This is a genomic window from Pseudomonas sp. Pseusp11, assembly GCF_047304405.1.
Lineage (GTDB): Bacteria > Pseudomonadota > Gammaproteobacteria > Pseudomonadales > Pseudomonadaceae > Aquipseudomonas.
Genome location: NZ_JBGLZF010000011.1, coordinates 103,350 through 127,227 on the forward strand (window position 1 = coordinate 103,350; position 23,878 = coordinate 127,227).

Annotated in this window: 21 protein-coding genes; 11 read left to right on the top strand and 10 right to left on the bottom strand. The window is 60.8% G+C overall.

Going from position 1 to position 23,878, the window contains the following annotated elements; genetic code table 11:
* The first annotated feature begins 43 nt into the window (after positions 1 to 43).
* The 3 genes from ACCC96_RS11555 to ACCC96_RS11565 all read left to right on the top strand — a co-directional run bounded on the left by ACCC96_RS11555 (position 44) and on the right by ACCC96_RS11565 (position 2,598).
* Entirely contained in the window at positions 44 to 1,639 is a 1,596-nt protein-coding gene (locus ACCC96_RS11555; protein ID WP_413695865.1) for a GMC family oxidoreductase N-terminal domain-containing protein, read from the top strand.
* Positions 1,640 to 1,754: 115 nt separating this feature from the next.
* On the top strand, positions 1,755 to 2,234 hold the full coding sequence (gene coaD, locus ACCC96_RS11560; protein ID WP_007939322.1) for a pantetheine-phosphate adenylyltransferase: 480 nt from the start codon (positions 1,755 to 1,757) through the stop codon (positions 2,232 to 2,234).
* Positions 2,235 to 2,346: 112 nt separating this feature from the next.
* Positions 2,347 to 2,598, top strand: a complete 252-nt coding sequence (locus tag ACCC96_RS11565; RefSeq protein ID WP_003195146.1) for a YfhL family 4Fe-4S dicluster ferredoxin — start codon at positions 2,347 to 2,349, stop codon at positions 2,596 to 2,598.
* A gap of 49 nt (positions 2,599 to 2,647) precedes the next feature.
* Here the strand turns inward: ACCC96_RS11565 and ACCC96_RS11570 are convergent, their stop codons facing one another.
* From ACCC96_RS11570 to ACCC96_RS11580, 3 genes are read right to left on the bottom strand one after another with little or no spacing between them, the layout of a single operon-like run.
* Positions 2,648 to 2,971: a multidrug transporter gene (locus ACCC96_RS11570; protein ID WP_019650206.1), complete on the bottom strand. Its 324-nt coding sequence runs from the start codon at positions 2,969 to 2,971 to the stop codon at positions 2,648 to 2,650.
* 54 nt (positions 2,972 to 3,025) lie between these two features.
* Positions 3,026 to 3,838, bottom strand: a complete 813-nt coding sequence (gene mutM / locus ACCC96_RS11575; protein WP_018928680.1) for a bifunctional DNA-formamidopyrimidine glycosylase/DNA-(apurinic or apyrimidinic site) lyase — start codon at positions 3,836 to 3,838, stop codon at positions 3,026 to 3,028.
* Between the two features lie 30 nt (positions 3,839 to 3,868).
* Positions 3,869 to 4,681 carry an HDOD domain-containing protein gene (locus ACCC96_RS11580; RefSeq protein WP_413695896.1) on the bottom strand — a complete coding sequence of 271 codons (813 nt, stop codon included), beginning with the start codon at positions 4,679 to 4,681 and terminating at the stop codon, positions 3,869 to 3,871.
* Between the two features lie 232 nt (positions 4,682 to 4,913).
* On the opposite strand from ACCC96_RS11580, the gene ACCC96_RS11585 reads away from it, so the two are divergent.
* The 5 genes from ACCC96_RS11585 to ilvD all read left to right on the top strand — a co-directional run bounded on the left by ACCC96_RS11585 (position 4,914) and on the right by ilvD (position 11,915).
* The gene (locus ACCC96_RS11585) at positions 4,914 to 6,110 is read left to right on the top strand and encodes a class I SAM-dependent rRNA methyltransferase (RefSeq protein ID WP_413695866.1); all 1,197 of its coding nucleotides are present in this window, start codon (positions 4,914 to 4,916) and stop codon (positions 6,108 to 6,110) included.
* Positions 6,111 to 6,549: 439 nt separating this feature from the next.
* A complete protein-coding gene (locus ACCC96_RS11590) occupies positions 6,550 to 7,629 on the top strand; it encodes a SagB family peptide dehydrogenase (RefSeq protein WP_413695897.1) in 1,080 nt (359 codons plus the stop codon).
* The gene (locus tag ACCC96_RS11595; RefSeq protein WP_258671502.1) at positions 7,626 to 8,603 is read left to right on the top strand and encodes a diiron oxygenase; all 978 of its coding nucleotides are present in this window, start codon (positions 7,626 to 7,628) and stop codon (positions 8,601 to 8,603) included. The genes ACCC96_RS11590 and ACCC96_RS11595 overlap by 4 nt, the downstream gene beginning before the upstream one ends.
* A complete protein-coding gene (locus ACCC96_RS11600) occupies positions 8,596 to 9,816 on the top strand; it encodes an MFS transporter (protein WP_413695867.1) in 1,221 nt (406 codons plus the stop codon). Before ACCC96_RS11595 ends, ACCC96_RS11600 begins: the two co-directional genes overlap by 8 nt.
* Positions 9,817 to 10,073: 257 nt before the next feature.
* A complete protein-coding gene (gene ilvD, locus ACCC96_RS11605; RefSeq protein WP_018928674.1) occupies positions 10,074 to 11,915 on the top strand; it encodes a dihydroxy-acid dehydratase in 1,842 nt (613 codons plus the stop codon).
* 164 nt (positions 11,916 to 12,079) lie between these two features.
* On the opposite strand, the gene ACCC96_RS11610 is transcribed toward ilvD, so the two are convergent.
* Positions 12,080 to 13,147: a haloacid dehalogenase-like hydrolase gene (locus tag ACCC96_RS11610; RefSeq protein ID WP_413695868.1), complete on the bottom strand. Its 1,068-nt coding sequence runs from the start codon at positions 13,145 to 13,147 to the stop codon at positions 12,080 to 12,082.
* 237 nt (positions 13,148 to 13,384) lie between these two features.
* On the opposite strand from ACCC96_RS11610, the gene ACCC96_RS11615 reads away from it, so the two are divergent.
* Entirely contained in the window at positions 13,385 to 14,776 is a 1,392-nt protein-coding gene (locus tag ACCC96_RS11615; RefSeq protein ID WP_413695869.1) for an L-cystine transporter, read from the top strand.
* 44 nt (positions 14,777 to 14,820) lie between these two features.
* On the opposite strand, the gene ACCC96_RS11620 is transcribed toward ACCC96_RS11615, so the two are convergent.
* Positions 14,821 to 15,333 carry a dihydrofolate reductase gene (locus ACCC96_RS11620; protein ID WP_413695870.1) on the bottom strand — a complete coding sequence of 171 codons (513 nt, stop codon included), beginning with the start codon at positions 15,331 to 15,333 and terminating at the stop codon, positions 14,821 to 14,823.
* An 85-nt stretch (positions 15,334 to 15,418) separates the two neighbouring features.
* On the opposite strand from ACCC96_RS11620, the gene ACCC96_RS11625 reads away from it, so the two are divergent.
* Both ACCC96_RS11625 and ACCC96_RS11630 read left to right on the top strand, forming a co-directional pair.
* Positions 15,419 to 16,798 carry a DUF2868 domain-containing protein gene (locus tag ACCC96_RS11625; protein WP_413695871.1) on the top strand — a complete coding sequence of 460 codons (1,380 nt, stop codon included), beginning with the start codon at positions 15,419 to 15,421 and terminating at the stop codon, positions 16,796 to 16,798.
* Positions 16,791 to 18,176, top strand: a complete 1,386-nt coding sequence (locus ACCC96_RS11630) for a GTPase/DUF3482 domain-containing protein (RefSeq protein WP_413695872.1) — start codon at positions 16,791 to 16,793, stop codon at positions 18,174 to 18,176. The genes ACCC96_RS11625 and ACCC96_RS11630 overlap by 8 nt, the downstream gene beginning before the upstream one ends.
* Here the strand turns inward: ACCC96_RS11630 and ACCC96_RS11635 are convergent.
* The 5 genes from ACCC96_RS11635 to ACCC96_RS11655 all read right to left on the bottom strand — a co-directional run bounded on the left by ACCC96_RS11635 (position 18,173) and on the right by ACCC96_RS11655 (position 23,860).
* Positions 18,173 to 18,730, bottom strand: a complete 558-nt coding sequence (locus tag ACCC96_RS11635) for a phosphonate degradation HD-domain oxygenase (RefSeq protein ID WP_413695873.1) — start codon at positions 18,728 to 18,730, stop codon at positions 18,173 to 18,175. The genes ACCC96_RS11630 and ACCC96_RS11635 overlap by 4 nt on opposite strands.
* The gene (locus ACCC96_RS11640) at positions 18,730 to 19,863 is read right to left on the bottom strand and encodes a TIGR03364 family FAD-dependent oxidoreductase (protein ID WP_413695874.1); all 1,134 of its coding nucleotides are present in this window, start codon (positions 19,861 to 19,863) and stop codon (positions 18,730 to 18,732) included. The genes ACCC96_RS11635 and ACCC96_RS11640 overlap by 1 nt, the downstream gene beginning before the upstream one ends.
* A 138-nt stretch (positions 19,864 to 20,001) precedes the next feature.
* Complete coding sequence (locus tag ACCC96_RS11645; RefSeq protein ID WP_258671513.1) at positions 20,002 to 21,027, bottom strand: putative 2-aminoethylphosphonate ABC transporter substrate-binding protein; 1,026 nt, start codon at positions 21,025 to 21,027, stop codon at positions 20,002 to 20,004.
* A gap of 32 nt (positions 21,028 to 21,059) precedes the next feature.
* Positions 21,060 to 22,784, bottom strand: a complete 1,725-nt coding sequence (locus ACCC96_RS11650) for a putative 2-aminoethylphosphonate ABC transporter permease subunit (RefSeq protein ID WP_413695875.1) — start codon at positions 22,782 to 22,784, stop codon at positions 21,060 to 21,062.
* Positions 22,784 to 23,860 (bottom strand): putative 2-aminoethylphosphonate ABC transporter ATP-binding protein, encoded by a 1,077-nt coding sequence (locus tag ACCC96_RS11655; RefSeq protein WP_413695876.1) that lies wholly within the window; start codon positions 23,858 to 23,860, stop codon positions 22,784 to 22,786. Before ACCC96_RS11655 ends, ACCC96_RS11650 begins: the two co-directional genes overlap by 1 nt.
* Positions 23,861 to 23,878 lie beyond the last annotated feature (18 nt).

Genomic DNA, 23,878 nt, shown 5'->3' on the forward strand with positions numbered 1-23,878 from the left:
CCTCACCATCGCACCCAAAACATAACAACAAGAGAACCCGAACATGCCCGTACCCGATCCGTTCCGCGAAGGCCTGGCCCGTGGCTGGAAAACCTACAACGGTGCCCAACTGAGCCAGGACCTGACCCTCGAAGCGGATGTGGCGATCATCGGCAGCGGTGCCGGCGGCGGAACCACCGCCGAAATCCTCAGCGCCGCAGGCTACAAGGTATTGCTCATCGAAGAAGGCCCACTCAAGACCAGCAGCGACTTCAAGATGCTCGAGGATCAGGCCTACACCAGCCTCTATCAGGAAGGCATCGGGCGCATGAGCAAGGACGGTGCGATCACCATCCTCCAGGGCCGGGCGGTGGGCGGTACCACGCTGATCAACTGGACTTCGAGCTTTCGCACCCCGGATCAGACGCTCGAACACTGGGCCAAAGAACATGACGTCGTAGGCCACACACCGGCCGAGATGGCGCCCTGGTTCGAGAAAATGGAACAACGCCTGGGCGTCGCCCCGTGGCTAGTGCCGCCCAACGCCAACAACGACGTCATCCGCAAAGGCTGCGAAAAACTCGGCTACGCCTGGCATGTGATCCCGCGCAACGTGCGCGGCTGCTGGAACATCGGCTACTGCGGCATGGGTTGCCCGACTAACGCCAAACAATCGATGCTGGTCACGACCATCCCGGCGACCCTGGAAAAAGGTGGCGAGCTGCTCTATCTGGCCCGCGCTGAAAAGCTGTCGATCAAGGACGGCAGGGTCACTGGCCTGCACTGTGTGGCGATGGATGAGCGTTGCGTTGCCCCTACCGGACGCACAATCACAGTCAAGGCACGGCATTACGTGCTGGCCGGTGGCGGGATCAACAGCCCGGCGCTGCTATTGCGTTCAGAGGCGCCGGATCCGCATGAGCGACTGGGGAAACGGACGTTCCTGCATTTGGTCAACATGTCCGCCGGGCTGTTCGACGAGGTGATCAACCCGTTCTACGGCGCGCCGCAGTCGATTTATTCCGACCATTTCCAGTGGCAGGACGGCATCACCGGCAAGATGTCCTACAAATTGGAGGTCCCACCGCTGCACCCGGCGCTGGCCACCACCCTGCTCGGTGGCTTCGGCACGGAAAACGCCCGGCACATGGAGAATCTGCCGCATACCCACGCGATGCTGGCGTTGCTGCGAGACGGTTTTCACCCGGACAGCCCCGGCGGCAATGTCGAATTGCGCAGTGACGGCACGCCGGTGCTCGACTATCAGGTTTCACCGTATGCCTGGGACGGGTTGCGCCGGGCGTTCCATAGCATGGCCGAGATCCAGTTCGCCGGTGGCGCCAACGCTGTGATGCCGATGCATGCCGACGCCCGTTACGTGAAAACCCTCGCCGAAGCGCGTGCATTAATCGACGGGTTGAGCCTTGAGTTGTATCGCACGCGCCTGGGCAGTGCTCATGTGATGGGCGGTTGTGCCATGGGTGAAGACCCGAAAAATGCCGTGACCGACAGCCTCGGCCGACATCATCAACTGCACAATCTGTCGATTCACGACGGCTCGCTATTCCCCACCAGCATTGGTGCAAACCCACAATTGTCGGTCTACGGACTGACGGCGCAACTGGCGAATTCACTGGCCGAACGTTTGAAAAACCCATGAAAACGCGGAATATTCCTATCGTCTATAGTGCTTTCTTACCCAACAGGCGACTTGGCCGACCGGGAAGGCTGCGATACCATCCGACTCCCCAACGGACTCCCGCCAGGACGACGCGATGAACCGAGTGTTGTACCCAGGTACCTTCGACCCTATTACCAAGGGCCATGGCGATCTGGTCGAACGCGCCTCGCGCCTGTTCGATCACGTGATCATCGCCGTCGCCGCCAGCCCGAAGAAAAACCCGCTGTTTCCCTTGGAACAACGTGTGGAGCTGGCCCGCGAGGTCACCAAACATTTGCCGAACGTTGAAGTCGTCGGCTTCTCGACGCTGCTCGCGCACTTCGCCAAAGAGCAGAACGCCAATGTGTTCCTGCGTGGTTTGCGCGCGGTGTCGGACTTCGAATACGAATTCCAGCTGGCCAACATGAACCGCCAACTGGCACCGGATGTGGAAAGCCTGTTTCTTACCCCGTCCGAGCGTTATTCGTTCATTTCCTCGACACTGGTCCGTGAAATCGCGGCCCTGGGCGGCGATATCACCAAGTTCGTCCACCCGGTGGTGGCCGACGCCCTCACTGAACGCTTCAAAAAGTAGGCGCTGCCGAAGCTGCACTTGATCGCGCCCGCGTGCACTGCGGGCGCCAATGCGGCACAATTGTGCGCATTGGTTTATTGCGCCAGGGCCTGCCGCCCCGGCTGGAGTTAGCATGTCCCTGATCATCACCGACGATTGCATCAACTGCGACGTCTGCGAACCCGAGTGCCCAAACGCCGCCATTTCCCAGGGCGAAGAGATCTACGTGATCGACCCGAACCTGTGCACGCAATGTGTCGGCCACTATGACGAACCGCAGTGCCAGCAGGTCTGCCCGGTGGATTGCATTCCGCTGGACGAAGCCCATCCGGAAACTGAAGAACAGTTGATGGAGAAATACCGGAAGATTACCGGTAAGGCTTGAAAGCCTGGAAAGATCGTCCGAACCGCGTCCGGACGATCTTTTTTATGCCTCACTCCCGCTGCTCAAACCCTTCCCCGATGCACCCCAGACACCGCACAAACGCTGCTTTCGCCGGGTCGACCACCAGCGCCTGCCCTGCATCGCCAATGCCGCCGCCCAGCGCGGTAAATGGCAGCGATACCACAAACGCCCCGGCACCGATCACTGTCGCCACCACCAGCAACGGTCGGGCAATCAGCAGATCGCCAAGCATGGCGTAGGCCGGTGGATTCTGGATGGTGTAACGCGGGTCGCCGCTGCCGTTCTCAGTAGCCAGCGTGGGCGCAGCGATGCTCAGCAGCAGCGTGACGACAAAGGTTCGAAACAGATTCATGGCACGGTCCTTCGGCTAGGCAGTGAGAACACTGACTATAGACCGTAGCCGATATCAGCTCTGACAGCGCGGACAAAAGACGCTGGCGCGCTGCCCGAGTTTGACTTCCCGCAGCCCCGTGCCACAGACCTTGCAGTGTTCACCACCACGGCCGTACACGAACAGCTCCTGCTGGAAGTACCCCGGCTGGCCGTCGCCGCCGATAAAGTCCCGCAACGTGGTACCGCCCCGTTCGATGGCGAGCGCCAGGATGCGCTTGATCTCGATCGCCAGCTTCAAATAACGCCCCCGGGAAATGCTCTTGGCCTCGCGGCGCGGGTCGATGCCGGCAGCAAACAGCGCTTCGGTCGCGTAGATATTGCCGACGCCAACCACCACCGCGTTATCCATGATGAACGGCTTGACCGCCATGGATCGTCCGCGGGACAGCTGGAACAGACGCTCGCCATCGAACAGATCGGTCAACGGCTCCGGCCCCAGGCGAACCAGCAGTTCGTGGTTCAGCGGGTCGAGGCTCCAGAGCATCGCCCCAAACCGACGCGGGTCGGTGTAACGCAGGGCCAGGCCCGATTCCAGTTCGATGTCCACATGCTCATGCTTGGCTGCCGGCAAGCCGGCTTCCACCAGCCGCAGATTCCCCGACATGCCCAAATGGCTGATCAACGTGCCGACTTCGGCATTGATCAGCAGGTACTTGGCCCGCCGTTCCACCAGCACGATGCGCTGGCCCGACAGCCGCACATCCAGGTCTTCGGGGATCGGCCAGCGCAGACGGCGCTCACGCACGATCACCCGGCTGACGCGCTGGCCTTCCAGGTGCGGTGCAATTCCGCGGCGGGTGGTTTCGACTTCCGGCAGTTCTGGCATGGGGCTCTCGAATCAGGCGAGGTTCGACACTCAGCGCGTGGCGAGGTCGCGAATTTCTTGTTTCTGGGTTTCGAAATCGTATTCCGATAGACCGATGTAATCGAGCACCAGATGCCCGACATTGTTCCATTCGTGGTCTTCGGACTGGTTGCCCAGCACCCGATAGGAGGCACAAATGTGCTCGGCCATCTTCAGGATTGCCAGCAGGTTTTTCAGCGGCGTATTGCGGCACGACTCATCGCTGAAAATGGCCAGGGCATTGTGATGGTTGGCAATGGCCTGGGTGACATGTTCCGGCAGACGCCAGGACTTGGCGGTGTAATACCCGACCACGGCGTGGTTGGTGTTGTATTGCTTGTTCTCGGTATCCACCACGCGGCATTCGGCGCTGGTGTTGGCATAGGCCTGCTCCAGCACTTTCATGTAGTCGGGGAATTTCTTGAGCATCAGCGGGATGCCGCAATCGTGGAACAGGCCCAGCGCATAAGCTTCATCACCGGCCTGGACGCCGACGCGCTTGGCCAGGCTCAGGCAGGTCATCGCTACGTCCTGCGCCGTGTCCCAGAATCGGTTGAGGGTGACGATTGCGTCGTCGTTCAGCTCGCCCTTGATCGACTGCGCGTTGATCAGGTTGATGATCGAACGACTGCCCAACAGGTTTACTGCACGCTGGATCGCGGTGATCTTGTTACTCAAGCCGTAGTACGGCGAATTGACGATTTTCAGCAAGGCGCCGGAAAGGCCAGGGTCCTGGGAGATCAGCTTGGCGATCACCTCCAGGTCCGGGTCGGGCATATATTGCTCCATCTGCAGATCCACCATGATCTGCGGCTGGGCCGGCACACTGATGCCTTGCAGGGACTGTTGAATCTGTTCAGAAGACAGCTCTTGGGACATAAGTACGCACTCCGGGTCAGGCGGGGATTCTACCCCTTAAAAAGATCGATCCGACAGCCAGTCAAACTCAATCCATACGTGTGCGGGCCCGCGATGGCGTCATGCGCGTTTCATCGTCCGTCAAACCCGCCACTCCCTCAACACGCTATACTCCCGCTCTTTTTTCCGGAGCGACGTCATGTCCCTGCCTAGCCTGCGCCTCAAAGCCAACGCCGACCGACGCCTGCGCAACGGTCACTTGTGGGTCTACAGCAACGAAATCGATGTAGCCGCCACCCCATTGCACGGCTTCAAGGCTGGCGATCAGGCGATCCTCGAAGCCGCCGGCGGCAAGCCGCTGGGCATCGTTGCCATGAGCCCGAACAATCTGATCTGCGCCCGCCTGCTGTCGCGCGACATCAAGTTGCCGCTGGACAAGTCGCTGCTGGTGCATCGCCTGAACGTCGCCCTGTCGCTGCGCGATCGCCTGTTCGACAAGCCGTTCTATCGCCTGGTCTACGGCGACTCCGACCTGCTGCCAGGCCTGGTGGTCGACCGTTTCGGCGACATCCTGGTGGTCCAGATCGCTTCGGCGACCATGGAAGCTCACAGAGATGACGTGATCGCGGCGCTGACCCAAGTGCTCAAGCCAAGCGGCATCCTGTTCAAGAACGACTCCGCCGCCCGTGACGCCGAAGGCCTCAACCGTTACGTAGAAACCGTGTTCGGCCTGGTGCCGGAGTGGGTAGCGCTGGAAGAGAACGGCGTGAAGTTCGAAGCGCCGGTCATCCAGGGCCAGAAAACCGGCTGGTTCTATGACCACCGCATGAACCGCGCGCGTCTGGCACCTTATGCCAAAGGTAAACGCGTGCTGGACTTGTACAGCTACATCGGCGGCTGGGGCGTGCAAGCGGCCGCCTTCGGCGCCAGTGAAGTGTTCTGCGTCGATGCGTCGGCCTTCGCCCTCGACGGCGTCGAGCGCAACGCCGCACTGAACGGTTTCGCCGAAAAAATGACCTGCATTGAAGGCGACGTGTTCGAAGCCCTCAAAGAACTGAAAGCCAGCGAAGAGCGTTTCGACGTCATCGTGGCCGACCCTCCTGCCTTCATCAAACGCAAGAAAGACATGAAGAACGGTGAAGGCGCCTACCGTCGCCTGAACGAGCAAGCCATGCGCCTGCTCAGCAAGGACGGCATCCTGGTCAGCGCATCGTGCTCGATGCACCTGCCGGAAGACGATCTGCAGAACATCCTGCTGACCAGCGCCCGTCACCTGGACCGCAACATCCAGATGCTGGAGCGCGGCGGACAAGGCCCGGATCACCCGGTTCACCCAGCCATTGCCGAAACCCGCTACATCAAGAGCATTACCTGCCGTCTGCTGCCAAACAGCTGAGTACGCCGGTTTGACGGGGAGCCGACAGGCTCTCCGTCAGCCATTCTGACGCAGCGACATCTCCTCTCCCGCCCCATCGTCTTACTCTTGCAGTCCTACAGACTTGCAGGACATTTCCCTGCACATTTGATTTGAAAGAATATAACTTACAAACTTTCTCCAACCCCAAGACCGCTCCGACAAAATTACTGGAATATTCCTACTTAATCTCCCCTTGATAAGAGCCCATTAAAGCCTATGATTGAGTTGTCACCTCGAAGTGACACTCACTATCAAATGACAAGGAGTCAACAACATGAAAGCAATTACTCTGGAAGCTAACAAAATCGCCAACCTGGCTTTTCTGGTTGCACCAAAAGCCCGCTAAGTAAATGAGACGCTGGGGAGTGCCGGCTACCCAGCGTGTTCTATGGCACTCGTCCAGAGCGAACCACCCACCATGCAGATAAACCCATATCTATTCATACTTCCTCGCACGCCCGGCCAAATAGTCTGGGATTACAAAAATCACAAACAATTTGAACTAAGCCTTGAATACTCAAGCAGACTTACGCAACTTATCAACAACCCAGAACTGTATAACGACAGCAACATAGTTGACACTCAACTCCTGAACGCAGGAATACTGACAACATCAATACAAGGTACTGTTGAATGGGGTTGGGATGAACTGTCGAAGATATTCCATATCGGTACCAAAAACATCCCCTGCGAACATGTCCCTCAGGATGTTCATGAATGGTCCAGACACTACCTGGACCATTGCACCGAAGTGCTGGCCACTCCTGCGCCGAGCAACCGGTCCACAGAACGTCAGGCGCGGGAGCTGATTGACCTGCCAAAGCCTTCTTGCCTGCCGGAAGAGTCTCTTACCAACGTCCTGATCGGCCGAAAAACCTGCCGCACCTTCACGGATGCAGCGGTTTCACTGGAAGCTATCGGCACGCTGCTTTACCTGTCCCTTGGCTACTTGCATGAACGCGAAAGCGATGTCGACGAAACCCTTGTCGAAGGTCTCGATGCCCGGCGCAGCAGCCCATCCGGTGGCGGGCTGAATGCCTGCGAAGGCTTTCTTCATGTACACAACGTCAGCGGCCTGAAACCCGGGCTCTATGCCTACCATCCCACCGACCACGCCTTGAGTTTCGTCAACCCGACACCTGACTCGCCACTGGGGCAGTTGCTGTGTGGGCAGCACTTCATCAACAACCTGCCCGTGGGCCTGTTCATCACCAGTCGGTTCGACAAGCTGTGGTGGAAATATGAACACTCGCGAGCCTACCGAATGGCCTTCGTGGAAGCAGGGCATATTTCTCAAACATTCCAACTGGTGGCCACTGCACTGGGGTTGAACACCTGGCTGACTGGGGCGTTGGCCGATGATCAGGTCGAGGTCTTGCTGGGGATCGAGGACAGCGCGGAACAACCGTTGTTTTTTGTCGGCTGTGGCTACAGCGACGGACAAATGATGTGCAAGGAATTGAAAGATCTTCTGAGCAGTCGGGAGCCGCAACAATGACCACTCCCATCGTTGCCCCGCTGGACCACCCGGTGTCCTGGGCTCATCGTTACACCCTGGGCGACTGGAATACCCGCGCGTCAGTGCGCACCAGCGAACACGACTATCTATTACCGCCAGACCTGGAGCAGCAACTGGAAACGCGCCACTGGTTTCCTCCAGGCTTCCTGGCTTACCTGACTCACCCGGCTATCCAGGCGGCAGGTCAAACCGTCATCCATCGGCTGTCGGCCAATCATCTGGTGTACTTCCTCGACTACACCACCTTGCTTGAGCACCGCATCGTCAACCGCTCCGTGGAAACCATCATCCATGATGAACTGAACGTCCACATTCCCGCACGGATGAAGACCGCCGCGCTTCAGCTTTATACCGACGAGGGTTATCACGCCCTGTTTTCCAACAGCCTTGCCGAACAGGTTGCCAGGTTCTATGGGATCAGCCGGCGTCCGGTCATGCCGCACCGCATCATGCGATTGAACGCCCTGCTTGACGGCGCCCCTGAAAGATACAGGGCGCTGGCCTGGTTTCTCGTCGGGTTCGTGTCGGAGACGATCATTGCCAAGGAACTGCTCGATGTCTGCCGTAACGACCTGGTTTCCAGCGTCCAGGCAATGCTCAGGGATCATCTGGCGGACGAGGCGCGCCATAGTCGCTATTTCTCTGAAGTATTCCATTACCTGTGGCTGACGCTGAACAGCCCTCAACGCACGTTTGTCGCCAAAGCGCTGCTGGACATCATCCGGATGTTCTTCGAGGCCGATGAGCGATGGATGCGCGAAAGCCTGCACAGCGCGGCTCTTGGCGACACAACCGTCACGGAAATTCTCTGCGGACTGACCAACCCCCAAGCCACCCATCAACGGGCGCGATCCGGTGCTGGCGCAACGCTTCAGGCGTTAAAAAAGGCTGGTTTCTTCGACCTGCCCTCCAACCAGCAACTGTTTATGAAGGCAGGGCTTATCGATGGCTGAAGGACAATCCACGGCAACCGTCAAACAACGTCGGGGAGCGGTCAGCCTGTTGTTGGCCATGGTGCTGCTTGGCGTGTTCCCTCTGGATGTCCTGTTGCCCTCTTTCCCGGCGCTCGCCGAACACTTTCGCAGCACGCCCGCCGATATTGCGCTGTCGATCAGTCTGTTTGCCGTCGGCATAGCGGCCTCTCAACTGCTGATCGGGCCGCTGTCGGATGTGATCGGGCGCAAAGGGCTGTTGCTCGCCGGAATAACCATCTCGATGCTGGGTGCGGTGGGCTGCACACTGACCACGGACTATGTCCACTTCCTGCTGTTCCGTGTCGTTCAGGCGCTCGGCTGCGGGTGTTTCGTGCTGTCGCAGGCACTGATTCAGGACCTGTTCGAGGGTGAGGAGCGTGACCGGTTGCGGATCCTGATGGTGACTGCCACCGGCGTTTTCATCTCGGTCTCACCGTTGGCCGGCACGTTCCTGCAAGCCACGCTGGGCTGGCAGGGCAGCTTTGGGGTGTTTACCGCACTGGCTGGAATAGTGCTGCTCAAGGCCTGTTTTTCTCTCGAAAACACTCGGCCAGCGGCAACCGGAGCGCTATCGAATATCTTCCAGCCCTACCGTCGGGTCTTGTGCGATGTCGACTTTCTGTCCTATTGGCTGATTTCCGCCTTTGCATTCGCCTGCCATTTTTCCTTCATCGTGATTTCGCCGCTGATTTTCATGGATCAACTCCAGCTATCGGCCTATGACTTCTCGCTGATCCTGCTGGTATATGGCGGCGCCTACATTGTCGGCGGCACGGTGGCGACGCTACTGGGTAAACGTATCAGTCCCGGTCATCAAGTCATCAGCGGGCTGAGCCTGATCCTGCTGTCCGGCCTGATCATGCTTTATCTCTCAAGCCACTTTACGCTGTCCCCGATCACTGTCCTGGTACCGATGCTCATCTGTACTGCCGGCACCACCATCGCCCGGCCCGCCGCTACGTCCAAAGCCATGAGCCTATTCCCCGAAAATGCGGGAACCTCCGCGTCGGCCGGCAGCACGGTGATTTTCATCTGCGGCGGGTTGATCAGTGCGCTCATCAGCTTGAGCCCGGCCAACCTGCAATCCACGCTGGGATACAGCTTCGTCATCTTGAGCAGCGTGGCGCTGGCGCTCAACAGTCGTGTCCATAGCCGAGCCAAAAGCCCGGGAGCCAGCCCAAGCGTCGAATAATCCTGCCGGTCGTCATCCCACACGCGCCGTCAGCGCTGGATCAGCACTTTCCGGCATTCCCTCCTGACGCCAGCGGTGTAGAATCGCGAGATTCATCGCCAGTCATCCCCCGGCGGGTTTATGAGCTCAAGCTGAAGCGCGCGGCGATCCCGCAAAGTTATCGGCAACTTCCGGACACACGGCCATTTCTGAGTGTTCCAGACGTCAATAGAAGCTCACTTCCCTTTTGATACCTGATTTGCCGCCCGGAGTGCTCCATGCCTGATTACCGCTCGAAAACATCCACCCACGGTCGCAACATGGCCGGTGCTCGCGCACTGTGGCGCGCCACGGGGATGAAAGATGACGACTTCAAGAAGCCGATCATCGCCATTGCCAACTCCTTTACCCAGTTCGTACCGGGCCATGTGCACCTGAAGGATCTGGGTCAACTGGTCGCTCGTGAAATCGAACGGGCCGGCGGCGTAGCCAAAGAATTCAACACCATCGCCGTGGATGACGGCATCGCCATGGGCCACGACGGCATGCTCTATTCGCTGCCGAGCCGCGAGATCATCGCCGACTCCGTCGAGTACATGGTCAACGCCCACTGCGCCGACGCCATCGTCTGCATCTCCAACTGCGACAAGATCACCCCTGGCATGCTGATGGCCGCCTTGCGCCTGAACATCCCGGTGATCTTCGTGTCTGGCGGCCCGATGGAAGCCGGCAAGACCAAACTGGCCAGCCACGGTCTCGACCTGGTCGACGCCATGGTGATCGCCGCCGACTCCAGCGCCTCTGACGAGAAGGTCGCCGAGTACGAGCGTAGCGCCTGCCCTACTTGCGGCTCCTGCTCCGGCATGTTCACCGCCAACTCGATGAACTGCCTGACCGAAGCCCTTGGTCTCGCATTGCCGGGCAACGGTTCGACCCTGGCCACCCACAGCGACCGCGAACAGCTGTTCCTGCAAGCTGGCCGCACCATCGTCGAGCTGTGCAAGCGTTATTACGGCGAGAACGACGAGTCGGTGTTGCCGCGCAACATTGCCAACTTCAAGGCGTTCGAAAACGCCATGACCCTGGACATCGCCATGGGCGGTTCCACCAATACCATCCTGCACTTGCTGGCCGCGGCCCAGGAAGCCGAGATCGATTTCGACCTGCGCGACATCGACCGCCTCTCCCGCCATGTACCGCAACTGTGCAAGGTCGCGCCGAACATCCAGAAGTACCACATGGAAGACGTGCACCGTGCCGGCGGGATCTTCAGCATCCTCGGCTCCCTGGCCCGTGGCGGCCTGTTGCACACCGACCTGCCGACCGTACACAGCAAGACCATGGCCGAAGGTATCGCCAAGTGGGACATCACCCAGACCAACGACGAAGCGGTGCATCACTTCTTCAAGGCGGGTCCTGCGGGCATCCCGACGCAAACCGCGTTCAGCCAGTCGACCCGCTGGGAAACCCTGGACGACGACCGTGAAAACGGCTGCATCCGCAGTGTCGAACACGCTTACTCGAAAGAGGGCGGCCTGGCCGTTCTGTACGGCAACATCGCGCTGGATGGCTGTGTGGTGAAAACCGCCGGTGTCGACGAGTCGATCCACGTCTTCGAAGGCAACGCGAAGATCTTCGAAAGCCAGGACAGCGCCGTACGCGGCATCCTCGCCGACGAAGTGAAGGCCGGCGACATCGTGATCATTCGTTATGAAGGTCCGAAAGGCGGCCCGGGCATGCAGGAAATGCTCTACCCGACCTCGTACCTGAAATCCAAAGGCCTGGGCAAAGCCTGCGCCCTGCTGACCGACGGCCGTTTCTCCGGCGGCACTTCGGGCCTGTCCATCGGCCACGCTTCGCCAGAAGCCGCTGCCGGTGGCGCGATCGGTCTGGTGCAGGACGGCGACAAGGTCCTGATCGACATTCCGAACCGCTCGATCAACCTGTTGGTCAGCGACGAAGAACTGGCCGCGCGCCGGGTCGAGCAGGACAAGAAAGGCTGGAAGCCGGTGGAAAAGCGTCCACGTAAAGTGACCACCGCTCTGAAAGCCTATGCACTGTTGGCGACCAGCGCCGACAAGGGTGCCGTGCGTAACAAAGCGATGCTCGACGGGCTGTAATACTTAACCGTCGAACAAAAAAATGCCCCGCCAAGTGCGGGGCATTTTTTTGATCGTTCCCACGCTCCCGCGTGGGATCGCCTCAAGGGACGCTCTGCGTCCAGTGACGCGGAGCGTCACGGGCTGCGTTCCCACGCAGAGCGTGGGAACGATCATCACAGCGTTTACTGAATCTCTTCAGGCTTGACGATCACCCAGTTCTTATCCGCCGTCACTGCCAACCCTTCCTTGGCCTGAGCCGCTGCGTGCTTGGCCATCATGCCGTTAATCTGGGTCATGTACTTGTCTTTGCGGTTGACCCACAAGTGGATCCCGCCCTTGGCCACGTCGACGCTGTGGAACAGCATGTAACCATCACTGCTCGGGGTATCGCCGCCCACCAGGACCGGTTTCTTCCATTCATCGATGTAGGTCAGGATGGCCGCCTGCTTGCCGGCCATCCAAGTGGCCGGGGTCCACAGGTACGGAGTGAGTTCCAGGCCCAGGTTAGCCTTTTCGTCATACTTGCCGGCAGTAATCTGCTTACGCGCCGTGGTCAGCTCGCCAGTCTTGCGGTCCTTGAGCAGCGTGGTCACGCCGATCACGTTCTGCGGTTTGACGTTGTAGCCGTACTTCGGATCGGCAGCGACCATGCGCACCAGCTCTTCGGAGGCAGCGGTCATCACGTAGACCTCGATGCCGTTCTCCATCAGCTTGTTGTAGAGCTCTTTCTGACCGGTGAAGATTTTCGGCGGGTTGACGTCGATGGTCTTGACCACGTCGCCATCGTAATAAGTGCTCGGCACCGGTTTGCCAGACGCCATCAGCTCATCGACGTTGGCCTTGAGCTCCTGAAGCGTAAAGCCGGAAAACACTTGGGCGACCCATGGATAGCAAACCATGTCGTCGACTTCGCAGAGGCGATAGTAGTAGCTGAACAGGCTTTCCTTGTGGTCGGCGGTGTCCTTGAACGGCATCAGTTTCAGGGAGGGGTCGAGGCTCTCGCGAGTGATCAGGCCCTTGTTTTCCATGAACGGCAGCAACGACTCTTCCAGGTCGTAGCGGTAGCTGGTGTTGTCCATGTCGAACACCGCAAAGTTACCCTTGTTGGCATTGGCCGCGATCATCGCGTCCAGCGCCTTGGCCTGATCCGCCGGCCAGTGCTGCAAATCGGTGGCGAAAACCTGCCCGGCAAGGCCCAGGCCCAAACCCAATCCCAGTGCAGCAGCAAGAAATTTCGGTGCAAGCTTCATCGGCGTTTCTCCCTGATTGAAAGAGATCGACGCTAACAAATAAGTGTGACAGTCCTCGCCTGCCCGCGACCGCTTACATCCTGATTCCGTCAGCGGCATTCCCCATAACGCCACCGGCTTATTCCAAAAACGACAGTCAACCGCTGTTTTTGATATTAATTCATTACATATCAAGCTGTTAGGCTTACCGGTTCGCAGCTGCCCCGGAATGCGGCTGACACAGTTATTGGAGCCTCTATGAATCTGCCGCTGATCCTCAATCTGCTGGTGTTCCTCGCCTTGCTCATTGGCCTGGCGCAAACCCGTCACACCACCTGGAGCCTGGCCAAGAAGGTGCTGCTGGCGCTGGTGCTGGGCGTGGTATTCGGTGTCGCCCTGCACACCATTTATGGTGCGGGCAACCCGGTGCTGAAAGCCTCGATCGGCTGGTTCGATCTGGTGGGCAACGGTTATGTGCAGTTGCTGCAAATGATCGTGATCCCGCTGGTATTCGCCTCGATCCTCAGTGCCGTGGCCCGTCTGCACAACGCTTCGTCGTTGGGCAAAATCAGTTTCCTGACCATCGGCACGCTGCTGTTCACCACCGCCATCGCGGCGCTGATCGGCATTGGCCTGACCAACCTGTTCGGCCTCACGGCTGAAGGCCTGGTCGCCGGCACTCAGGAAATGGCTCGCCTGCAAACCATCCAGACCGACTACGCGGGCAAGGTCGCCGACCTGAATGTGCCGCAACTGTTGTTGTCGTTCATCCCGCAGAACCCGTTCGCCGACCTCGCTCGCGCCAAACCGACGTCGATCATCAGTGTGGTGATCTTCGCCGCATTCCTTGGGGTCGCGGCGCTGCAATTGCTCAAGGATGATGTCGAGAAAGGTCAGAAAGTGATCAACGCCATCGACACCTTGCAAGCCTGGGTGATGCGTCTGGTGCGCCTGGTGATGAAGCTGACCCCATACGGCGTGTTGGCGCTGATGACCAAAGTGGTCGCCGGCTCCAATCTGCAAGACATCATCAAGCTCGGCAGTTTCGTGGTGGTGTCCTACATCGGCCTGGGCCTGATGTTTGTGATCCATGGTGTGCTGGTGTCGGCCGCCGGGATCAACCCGTTGCGCTTCTTCCGCAAGATCTGGCCGGTGCTGACATTCGCCTTCACCAGCCGCTCCAGCGCTGCCACCATTCCACTGAGCATCGAAGCCCAGACCAGCCGTTTGGGTATTCCACAGTCCATCGCCAGCTTTGCCGCCTCGTTCGGCGCGACCATTGGCCAGAACGGTTGTGCCGGTCTGTACCCGGCGATGTTGGCGGTGATGGTGGCGCCAACCGTGGGCATCAATCCGCTGGACCCGTTGTGGATCGCGACGTTGGTGGCGATTGTGACGCTGAGTTCGGCCGGTGTGGCCGGGGTCGGTGGCGGCGCGACCTTCGCCGCGCTGATCGTGTTGCCGGCCATGGGCTTGCCGGTGTCACTGGTGGCGTTGCTGATTTCCGTTGAACCGCTGATCGACATGGGTCGTACGGCGTTGAACGTCAGTGGCTCGATCACCGCTGGGGCGATCACCAGCCAGCTCATGCAGCAGACGGATAAAGCGCTGTTGGATGCGGATGAGCATGGGGCGTTGGCTCAGGCCTGATTAGCGCCTGTTAGATCGCTATCGCGGGCTTGCCCGCGATGCTTTCAGGCCTTCTCCCAAACCTCGAAGCTGTACGCCGGCTTGTCGCCTTCCGCCGGATTTGGAACATCCGAAACCAGTTTCCACTGGTTCAAATCAAACTCCGGAAACCACGCGTCCCCTTCCGGGCTCAGCGCCACGCGCGTCAGGTATAGCCGATCGGCCTGCTCCAGACCTTGTGCATATAACTGTGCGCCACCAATCAGCATCAACTCATCGACGCCCTGCTCCAGCGCCCATTCCTCGGCGCGAACCACGGCCGCCTCCAGTGACGGATAAACCTCCGCGCCTTCCAGCTGCAAATCCGCCTGGCGACTGACCACGATGTTCAACCGGCCCGGCAGCGGACGACCGAGGGAATCCCAGGTCTTGCGCCCCATGATGATCGGCTTGCCCAAGGTGGTGGCCTTGAAGTATTTGAAGTCCCCCGGCAAGTGCCAGGGCATGCTGTTGTCGACGCCGATCACGCGGTTTTCACCGAGGGCTGCGATCAGGCTGAGGGGGAGTGATTTAGTCATGCCGGCGAGGATACCAGAGCCTCCCTTACCCCGATAAGCGTCACAGCGGTTATGCTCATCGCTCAATTAAGCGACGGGATGCCGCGTGACTGAACTGACGCCCCTGCAAAACCTCTGGCTGAGCGAAACCATCCGCCTGCGTGAAGAACACGCCGGCCCCCTGGATGATCTGGAAGCCAACCGAGTCGCCCGTAGCGCCGGCGGCGACCTGCCGACGCGCATTCAATGCCGCGCCCGGTGGCTGGCCGAGCGCGACGGGCAGACCCGCGCCCTCAAACACTGGCTGCAAGGCGCGCGACTGGCGTTGATCGTGCTCGCCGTGCTGGCCGTGATCAGTGGCGCCGGCCTGGCGTTTGCCGCGCTGGGCGACGGCCAGACCCCGGTCAATGTGTTCTGGGCCTTGGGCAGCCTGCTGGGGCTGAACCTGATTCTGCTATTGAGCTGGGCCCTGGGCCTGGTGTTCGCCGGCGAACAGAGCGCCGCCCTCGGACGCTTGTGGTTGTGGCTCAGTGAAAAACTCGCCCGCGATGCCAACGCCGCGCAACTGGCGCCAGCCCTGCTGCTGTTACTGCAACGGCAGAAACTCAATCGGTGGGCGTTGGGTGTGCTGGTCAACGGCTTGTGGTTGTTGGCGATGCTCAGTGCCTTGGTGATGCTGCTGACGCTGATGGCGACCCGGCGCTATGGCTTCGTCTGGGAGACCACTATTCTCGGCGCCAACACCTTCGTCGCCATGACCCAGGCCCTCGGCGCCCTGCCGGCCTTGCTCGGTTTCAGTGTGCCCAGCGTGGAGATGATCCGCGCCAGCGGCGATGCCGCGCTGAACATCGAAAGCGCCCGCCAGGCCTGGGCGGCGTGGCTGGTGGGCGTGCTGCTGGTGTACGGCGTGTTACCGCGTTTGCTGCTCGCATTGTTCTGCCGGTGGCGCTGGAAAACCGGCCAGGCAGCCTTGCATCTGGACTTGAACCTGCCCGGTTACGCCCAACTGCGCGAACGGCTGATGCCCACCAGCGAACGCCTGGGTATTAGCGATGCCGCGCCCGAGCAACTTCACCGGGTTGAAAACGCGGCCAGCGATCTGCAAAGCGATGGCGCACTGTTGGTGGCCATCGAGCTGGACGATCAACGACCCTGGCCACCGCAGCTGCCGAAAAGCGTCAACGACGCCGGCATCCTCGACAGCCGCGAATCCCGGCACAAACTGCTTGAACAGCTGAGTCGCTTTCCCCCGGCCCGCCTGGCCATCGCCTGCGATCCACGGCGTTCGCCGGACCGTGGCAGCCTCGCGCTGATTGCCGAACTGGCTCGCAGTGCTACGGCTACCCGCGTGTGGCTGCTGCAAGCGCCGCCCGGCGAAGCGCTGGATGCCGAACGCCTGGGCGACTGGCACGTTGCGCTACGACAACTGGACTTGCCATTCGCCGATTGCGCACCGTTGAACTGGCTGGAGACGGGTCATGACTGATGCCTGGAAACAGCCGTTGAAACTCGCCGTGGTCGGCCACACCAACGTCGGCAAAACCTCGTTGCTGCGAACGCTGACGCGGGATGTCGGCTTCGGCGAAGTCTCCCATCGTCCCAGCACCACGCGCCACGTCGAAGGCGCGCGATTGTCGGTGGACGGCGAGCCTCTGCTCGATCTGTTTGACACGCCGGGCCTGGAAGATGCCATCGCCCTGCTCGACTACCTCGAGCGCCTGGAACGACCCGGCGAACGCCTCGACGGCCCGGCGCGGCTGGCACGCTTCCTTGATGGCAGCGAAGCCCGGCAGCGCTTCGAACAGGAAGCCAAGGTGTTGCGGCAATTGCTCGCCTCGGATGCCGGCCTCTACGTGATCGACGCCCGGGAGCCGGTGTTGGCCAAGTACCGCGACGAACTGGAAGTGCTGGCAAGTTGCGGCAAACCGCTACTGCCAGTGCTGAATTTTGTCAGCAGCGCCCAGCATCGCGAACCGGATTGGCGTGAAGCCCTGGCGCGATTGGGCTTGCATGCCTTGGTGCGGTTCGACAGCGTCGCGCCGCCGGAAGATGGCGAACGCCGACTCTATGAAAGCCTCGCGCTACTGCTGGAAAACTCTCGCGGACAACTGGAGCGCCTGATCGCCGATCAGCAGGCCCAACGCTTGGCCCGTCAGCAGAGTGCAGCGCAGCTGATTGCCGATTTATTGATCGATTGCGCCGCCTGCCGCCGCAGTGTCGCCAGCGAAGCGGAGCAGGAACAGCAAGCGATCAGTGAATTGCGCAAAGCGGTGCGTCAGCGCGAACAACGCTGCGTCGAAGCCTTGCTCAAGCTCTACGCCTTCCGCCCACAGGACGCGGCGGCCAGTGACTTGCCGCTGCTCGATGGCCGCTGGGGCGATGACTTGTTCAACCCGGAAACCCTGAAACAGCTCGGTGTACGGGTCGGCGGCGGTATCGCGGCTGGCGCGGCGGCTGGGGCCGGAGTCGATTTGCTGGTGGGCGGCCTGACCCTCGGCGCGGCGGCACTGGCCGGAGCGATCGCCGGCGGCGCCCTGCAAACCGCCCGCAGTTACGGCAGCCGCCTGCTGGGCAAGATCAAGGGCCAGCGAGAACTGACCGTCGACGACAGCGTGCTGCGGCTGTTGGCCTTGCGCCAGCGGCAATTGCTGCAAGCCCTGAACCAGCGTGGGCATGCGGCAATGGACAGCATTCAGGTCGCCACACCGCAGGACAAAACCTGGCGCGAAGGCAAACTGCCGGAAGCGCTGAACAAGGCCCGGGCGCATCCGCAGTGGTCGTCGCTCAATCCTCATTCGAAGCTGAATCAGGCGGAGCGGCAGGAGCAGGTTGAGGTGCTGGCTGAAAAGGTGATTGATAGTTAAGTACGCAGCACACGCAACGCCTTTTCCTTCAACACATCCAGATCAATCACCGGCACCCACATCTGCTTGGCCAACTCATCCCACTGACGCATCCGCAAACTGACGGCACACAACGGGTCCTGCTCGAAGGCTTCGGCCTCGGCGGCGCTCATCACCCCGCCCTGATACTCCAGCGTCCGCCGACTGGCTTCGCTCAAACGCTCGTAGTACCCAGGCTCTTTGAGCGTCAGATAACGCTTGGCCTGCACGTGATATTCCACCAACCGCGCCATGCGTTCGCTGAAGCCGGCCCGACGCAAATAATCAGCGCCCAAACGCTCATGGCTGACCGCGCCGAAGCCACCCATGCTCTCGGCCCCCTCAGCACAGAGATGCCCAATGTCGTGAAAGAACGCCGCCAGCACCACTTCATCATCGAAGCCCTCGGCCATCGCCAGCTCGGCTGCTTGCGACATGTGCTCGATCTGCGACACCGGTTCGCCGATGTAGTCGTTGTCGCCAAACCGCTCGTACAGACCGAACACCTCGACGATCACTTGCTGATGGCGGTCCATCAACCGTCTCCCAATAAGGTCGCGACATTACGCTCAGCCAGCGCCGGCCCGACGCTCATGCCGACACCGGTGTGCATCAGCGCCACGCTCACCCCCGGCATCGGCCGCAGAAAGGAGAACGGCCCCGGCCCGCGTGAACCGTAAACACCCTGCCAGCGCTCGACCACTTGCACCTTGCAACCCAGGGTTTGTTCGGCCAGTTCGAGCATCCAGTCGTCCACCTGCTCGGCATTGAACGGCGACGGATCGCTGCCGTAATGGTGGGAGTCGCCGATGATTAACTCACCGTATGGTGTCGGGCTGATCAGCAGGTGAATGCCGTTTTCATGCAGATGAGGCGCCTCGTGCAGAATCTGAGCCTGTACCGCGGCCGCTTCCGGCAAATCGGCGAAAGCGCCGTAGTGCACGCAACTCAGACCGGTGAGCAGTGCGTGTTGCAGGTTGAGGTTGATCCGTGGCCGGGCGCGGAGCATTTGCAGGCGGCAGATTTGCGGGTTGAGTTCGGCAATCGGCTCGGCCAGCAAGGTTTGATAATCGTGACCGGAGCAAACGATGATCTGCTCGGCGCTGAAGGTGCCGGCAGTGCTGTGCACGCGGCCCGGCTCGATGTCGCGTACCAGGGCAGAGAAGTGAAACTCGACGCCCAACTCACGGCGCAGATAGTCGATCAATGCCGGAATCGCCTCGCGGGAATACAGCTGTTGGTCGTCCATGCCGTGCAACGCGGCGCGGTGATGGCTGAACTGACCGCCGTATAAATCCCGCAATGGGTTGCCGCGCAACAGCTCGACACGGTAACCGTGCTCCACGGCACGCCCGGCGCAGAAGGCTTCCAGCAGGTGTTCTTCCGCTTCGGTACGCGCGAACAGGTACGAGCCGTTGCGCTTGAGGTGCAGGCCAGCGAGTTCTGCCCATTGGCCCCAGATTTCTCGACTGGCTCTGGCCAGTTCCAGCATTGGTCCCGGTGGTTGGCCGGTGACCAGTGCCTGGCCGAAGTTGCGTACCGAAGCGCCCAATGGCGTGGCGCTGCGATCGAAGACTTTGACCTTGAGGCCGCGCCTGGCGGCGGCATAGGCGTGGGACAGGCCGAGAATGCCGGCGCCGACGATCAGCATGTCGCTGTGGTGTGTCATGAAGATAATCCCGCTTTTTGTGGCGAGGGAGCTTGCTCCCGCTGGGGCGCGTAGCGGCCCCCCCTCTCTATCTGAAAAGAAGGGGCCTGCTGCGCAGTCCAGCGGGAGCAAGCTCCCTCGCCACAAGGTGTGAGTCAGTTACTTGGCAGCCACTTTCTCGGACTTGCCGTCATAGCGCTTGCGCCATTCGGTGAGGATCTCGTCGCGATTCTTCGAGGCCCAGGCAAAGTCGTTCTTGATCAAGCGCTGCTCATAGTCCGCCGGCAATTCGGTCTGCGGCTTGGCGATACCCGGTTGCGCGAGCACCGCGAAGTTCTCTTTATAAAGTTCCATCGCCGCCGGGCTTGCGGAGAAGTCGGCCAGTTTCTTCGCCGCGTCTTCATTCGGTGTGCCTTTGATCACGGCGGTCGCTTCGATCTCCCAGCCCAGGCCTTCTTTCGGCAGGATGATGTCGAGCGGCGCGCCTTGGCGCTTCAACTGAACAGCCGGGTATTCGAAGGAAATGCCGATCGGGAATTCACCGGCAGCGGCGAGTTTGCACGGCTTGGAACCGGAGTGAACGTACTGGCCGATGTTCTGGTGCAGGTCGTCCATGTACTGCCAGCCCTGCTTCTCGCCGAAGGTTTGCAGCCAGGCGCTGACGTCGAGGAAACCGGTGCCGGACGAGGCCGGGTTGGGCATGACGATCTTGCCTTTGTACTCAGGCTTGGTCAGGTCCTGCCAGCTCACGGGCTTGCTCAAACCCTGCTTTTCGGCTTCAACGGTGTTGAAGCAAATGGTTGCCGCCCACACGTCCATGCCGACCCAGGCCGGTGGGTTGGCGGCGTCACGGTAGTTGCCGCCGATCTTGCCCAGGTCCTTCGGCGCATAGCTTTGCAGCATCCCCTGTTGATCGAGGATCGCCAGGCTCGATGCCGCCAGGCCCCACACTGCGTCGGCTTGCGGGCGGGCTTTTTCGGCCAGCAGCTTGGCGGTGATGATGCCGGTGGAGTCGCGCACCCACTTGATCTCGACGTCCGGGTTGGCCTTCTCGAAGGCTTCTTTGTAGGTCTTCAGTTGTTCGGCTTCGAGGGCGGTGTACACCGTCAACTCGGTTTTCGCAGCGAAGGCGTTCAGGCTGAAAGCGGTGAGGACAGCAGCGGCCAGGGCCAAGGGCTTGAACATGGTGCAATTCCTGTGTGAGTTGAAGGTGTGAATCAAAGACCGGGCGCGGTCTGCCGCCAGGCCTGGGAGCGACGCAATAAACCGCGCGAGGCCCAGGCCAGCAGCAGGGACACGCCTGCCGAGGTGAACAGAATCAGGGTCGACATCGCCGCCGCGCCGCCGACGTTGCCGGCGTCGTCCATGTTCAGCACCGCCACCGCCGCGAGAATGGTGTCGGAGCTGTAGAGGAAGGTCGCCGCCGAGACGGTGGTCATGGCCGAGACGAACAGGTAGCGCACGATGTCCAACAGCGCCGGCAGGCAGATCGGCACGGTGACCCGCAGGTAGTGCCGATACAGCGGCGCCTTGAGCGACAGCGCGGCGGCTTCGAACTCGGCGTCGAGTTGGCGCAGCGCGGTGGTGGCGGTCATTTGCGCGGTGGTCAAATAGTGAGCAATGGTGCAAACCACCAGCAGGCTCATGCTGCCGTAGAACACATGCAACGGATTGCCGTTGAGGTTGAAGAAGAAGACGTAACCCAGCCCCAGCACCAGGCCCGGCACCGCCATCGGTACGAAACTGAGCATGCGCAACATCAGATTCAGGCCGCGCTGACCACGGGTCTTTTCCATCAGGTACGCGCCGGTGAAGATCAGCACGCTGCCGATCAACGCCGTGCACAGCGCCATCTTCACGCTGTTGCCGTAGGCCAGCCAGCCGCCTCCCGCGGTGTCGTTGAACTGGTAATGGTTGAGCGACAGCGACAGGTTGTACGGCCAGAACTTCACCAGCGACGAGTACACCGCCATGCCGAACACCAGCAGCAATACCGCGCAGATCAGCAGCACGATGGCCAGATAACAACCGTCGCGCAGCTTCGACGGCGCTGGTTGAAACACTTGCGCCCGACCGCTCATGGAGTCGCCGTGACGCCGACGCAGCCAGGCGTCGACACCAAAGCTGAACAGCGCCGGCAGCAGCAGGACCATGCCGATCAGTGCGCCGCGACCGAATTGTTGCTGGCCGACCACCGCTTTGTAGGCTTCCAGCGCCAGCACTTGATAGTCGCCACCGACCACCACGGGCACACCGAAGTCGGTGATGGTCAGGGTGAACACCAGACAGAACGCCGCGAATACCGCCTGACGCGTCGCCGGCCAAGTGATGCTGCGAAAGGCTTTCGCCGGGCTGGCGCCCATGCTGGAGGCGGCATCGAATAGTCGCGCATCCGCCAGGGACAACGCCGACAGCAAAATCATCAAGGCGTGTGGGAAGGTGTAGATGACCTCACCGAGCACAATGCCCCAGAAACCGTAGATGTTGTCCGAGAACAGACCGCGCAACAGGCCCTGATTGCCGAACAGATAAACCAGCGCAATCCCCGGCAACATCGACGGCGCCATCAACGGCAGCAGCGACATGCCGCGCCAGATGCCTTTGCCGGGAATCAACGTACGTTGCAGGGCGTAGGCAAACAGGTAGGCCAGCGGTACGACAATCGCCGCCACGCTGAGGGAAACTTTCAGGCTGTTACCCAGCAACCAATGGAAATTCGCACTGGTCAGCAATTCACGAGCAGCCACCAGACCGCCGCCCTCCCCGGCCTCCGAACTGAGCCCGCGCCAGAAGATCGCCAGCAACGGCATCAACACCGCCACGCCGAGCAACACCAGCAACAGCACCTTGCCGCCGACCACGAACAACCGGTCGCCGATCTCGGCGCGGGAGGTCTGCCGAACCTGCTTGTGCGGTATCGGCAGCGCGACGTTCGCGTTCATCAGGCAAACACCTGCAGGCTGCGCGGCGGCAAGGCGACCATGATCTGTTGCGCACCGAGTCGCGGCATGGCTTCCGGCGCCAGTTCCGCCAGTAGCGCATGGCCCGGCAGCTGATCGAGTTCGAAGCTCATGCGGCAACGATTGCCGAGGAAAGTGATTTCGCGAACCTTGGCCGGGAACAGGTTTTCTTCGTGCACCAGCGGGTTGACGTTGATCGCTTCGGGGCGGCAAAACAAACGGCCCGACGCGGTTTTCGCACTGCCTTCCGCCAGGCGCATGTGCATCCCGCCGACCTGGGCATGACTGTCGCTGCTACGGCGGAACGGCAGCCAGTTGCCCTGACCGACGAACTCCGCCACAAACGGTGTGGCCGGGCGGTCGTAGATGTCCTGCGGCGTGGCGTATTGCTCGACCTTGCCGTTGTTCATTACGGCAATGCGGTCGGCCATCAGCATGGCCTCGTCCTGATTGTGGGTGACCATCAGGGTGGTGATGCCGAGGTTGCGCTGTAGTTGGCGCAACTCGGTGCACAGATGCTCGCGAACCCGGGCGTCGAGCGCCGACATCGGTTCGTCCAGCAACAACAAGGAAGGGGCTGGCGCCAAAGCCCGAGCCAGGGCCACCCGTTGCTGCTGACCGCCAGACAACTGGCCGGGGTACTTTTTCTCACTGCCAATCAGGCCGACCAGTTCCAGCATCTGACCGACGCGCTGGCGCACTTCATCGCGACCGCTACTGGCGAGGCCGTAGGCGATGTTCGCTTCGACGGTGAGATTGGGAAACAGCGCGTAGGACTGGAAGAGAATGCCGTAGTCCCGGGCCTGAGGTGCCAGGTGGGAAACGTCACGATCGCCGAGGTACAACTCGCCGCTGTCCTGGCGCTCAAGGCCGGCAATGCAGCGCAGCAAGGTGGTTTTGCCACAGCCCGACGGTCCCAGCAGACACACCAGCTCACCCGCCGCCACGTCGAGGGAAACGTTGTCCAGCGCTGTGAACGCGCCGAAGCGTTTCTGCACGCCGCGCACTTTCATCGGCGCGCCGGGGTTGGTCAGGGCAGTTGCGATCGAGTGGTTCATGGACAGGCCTCATCAAGC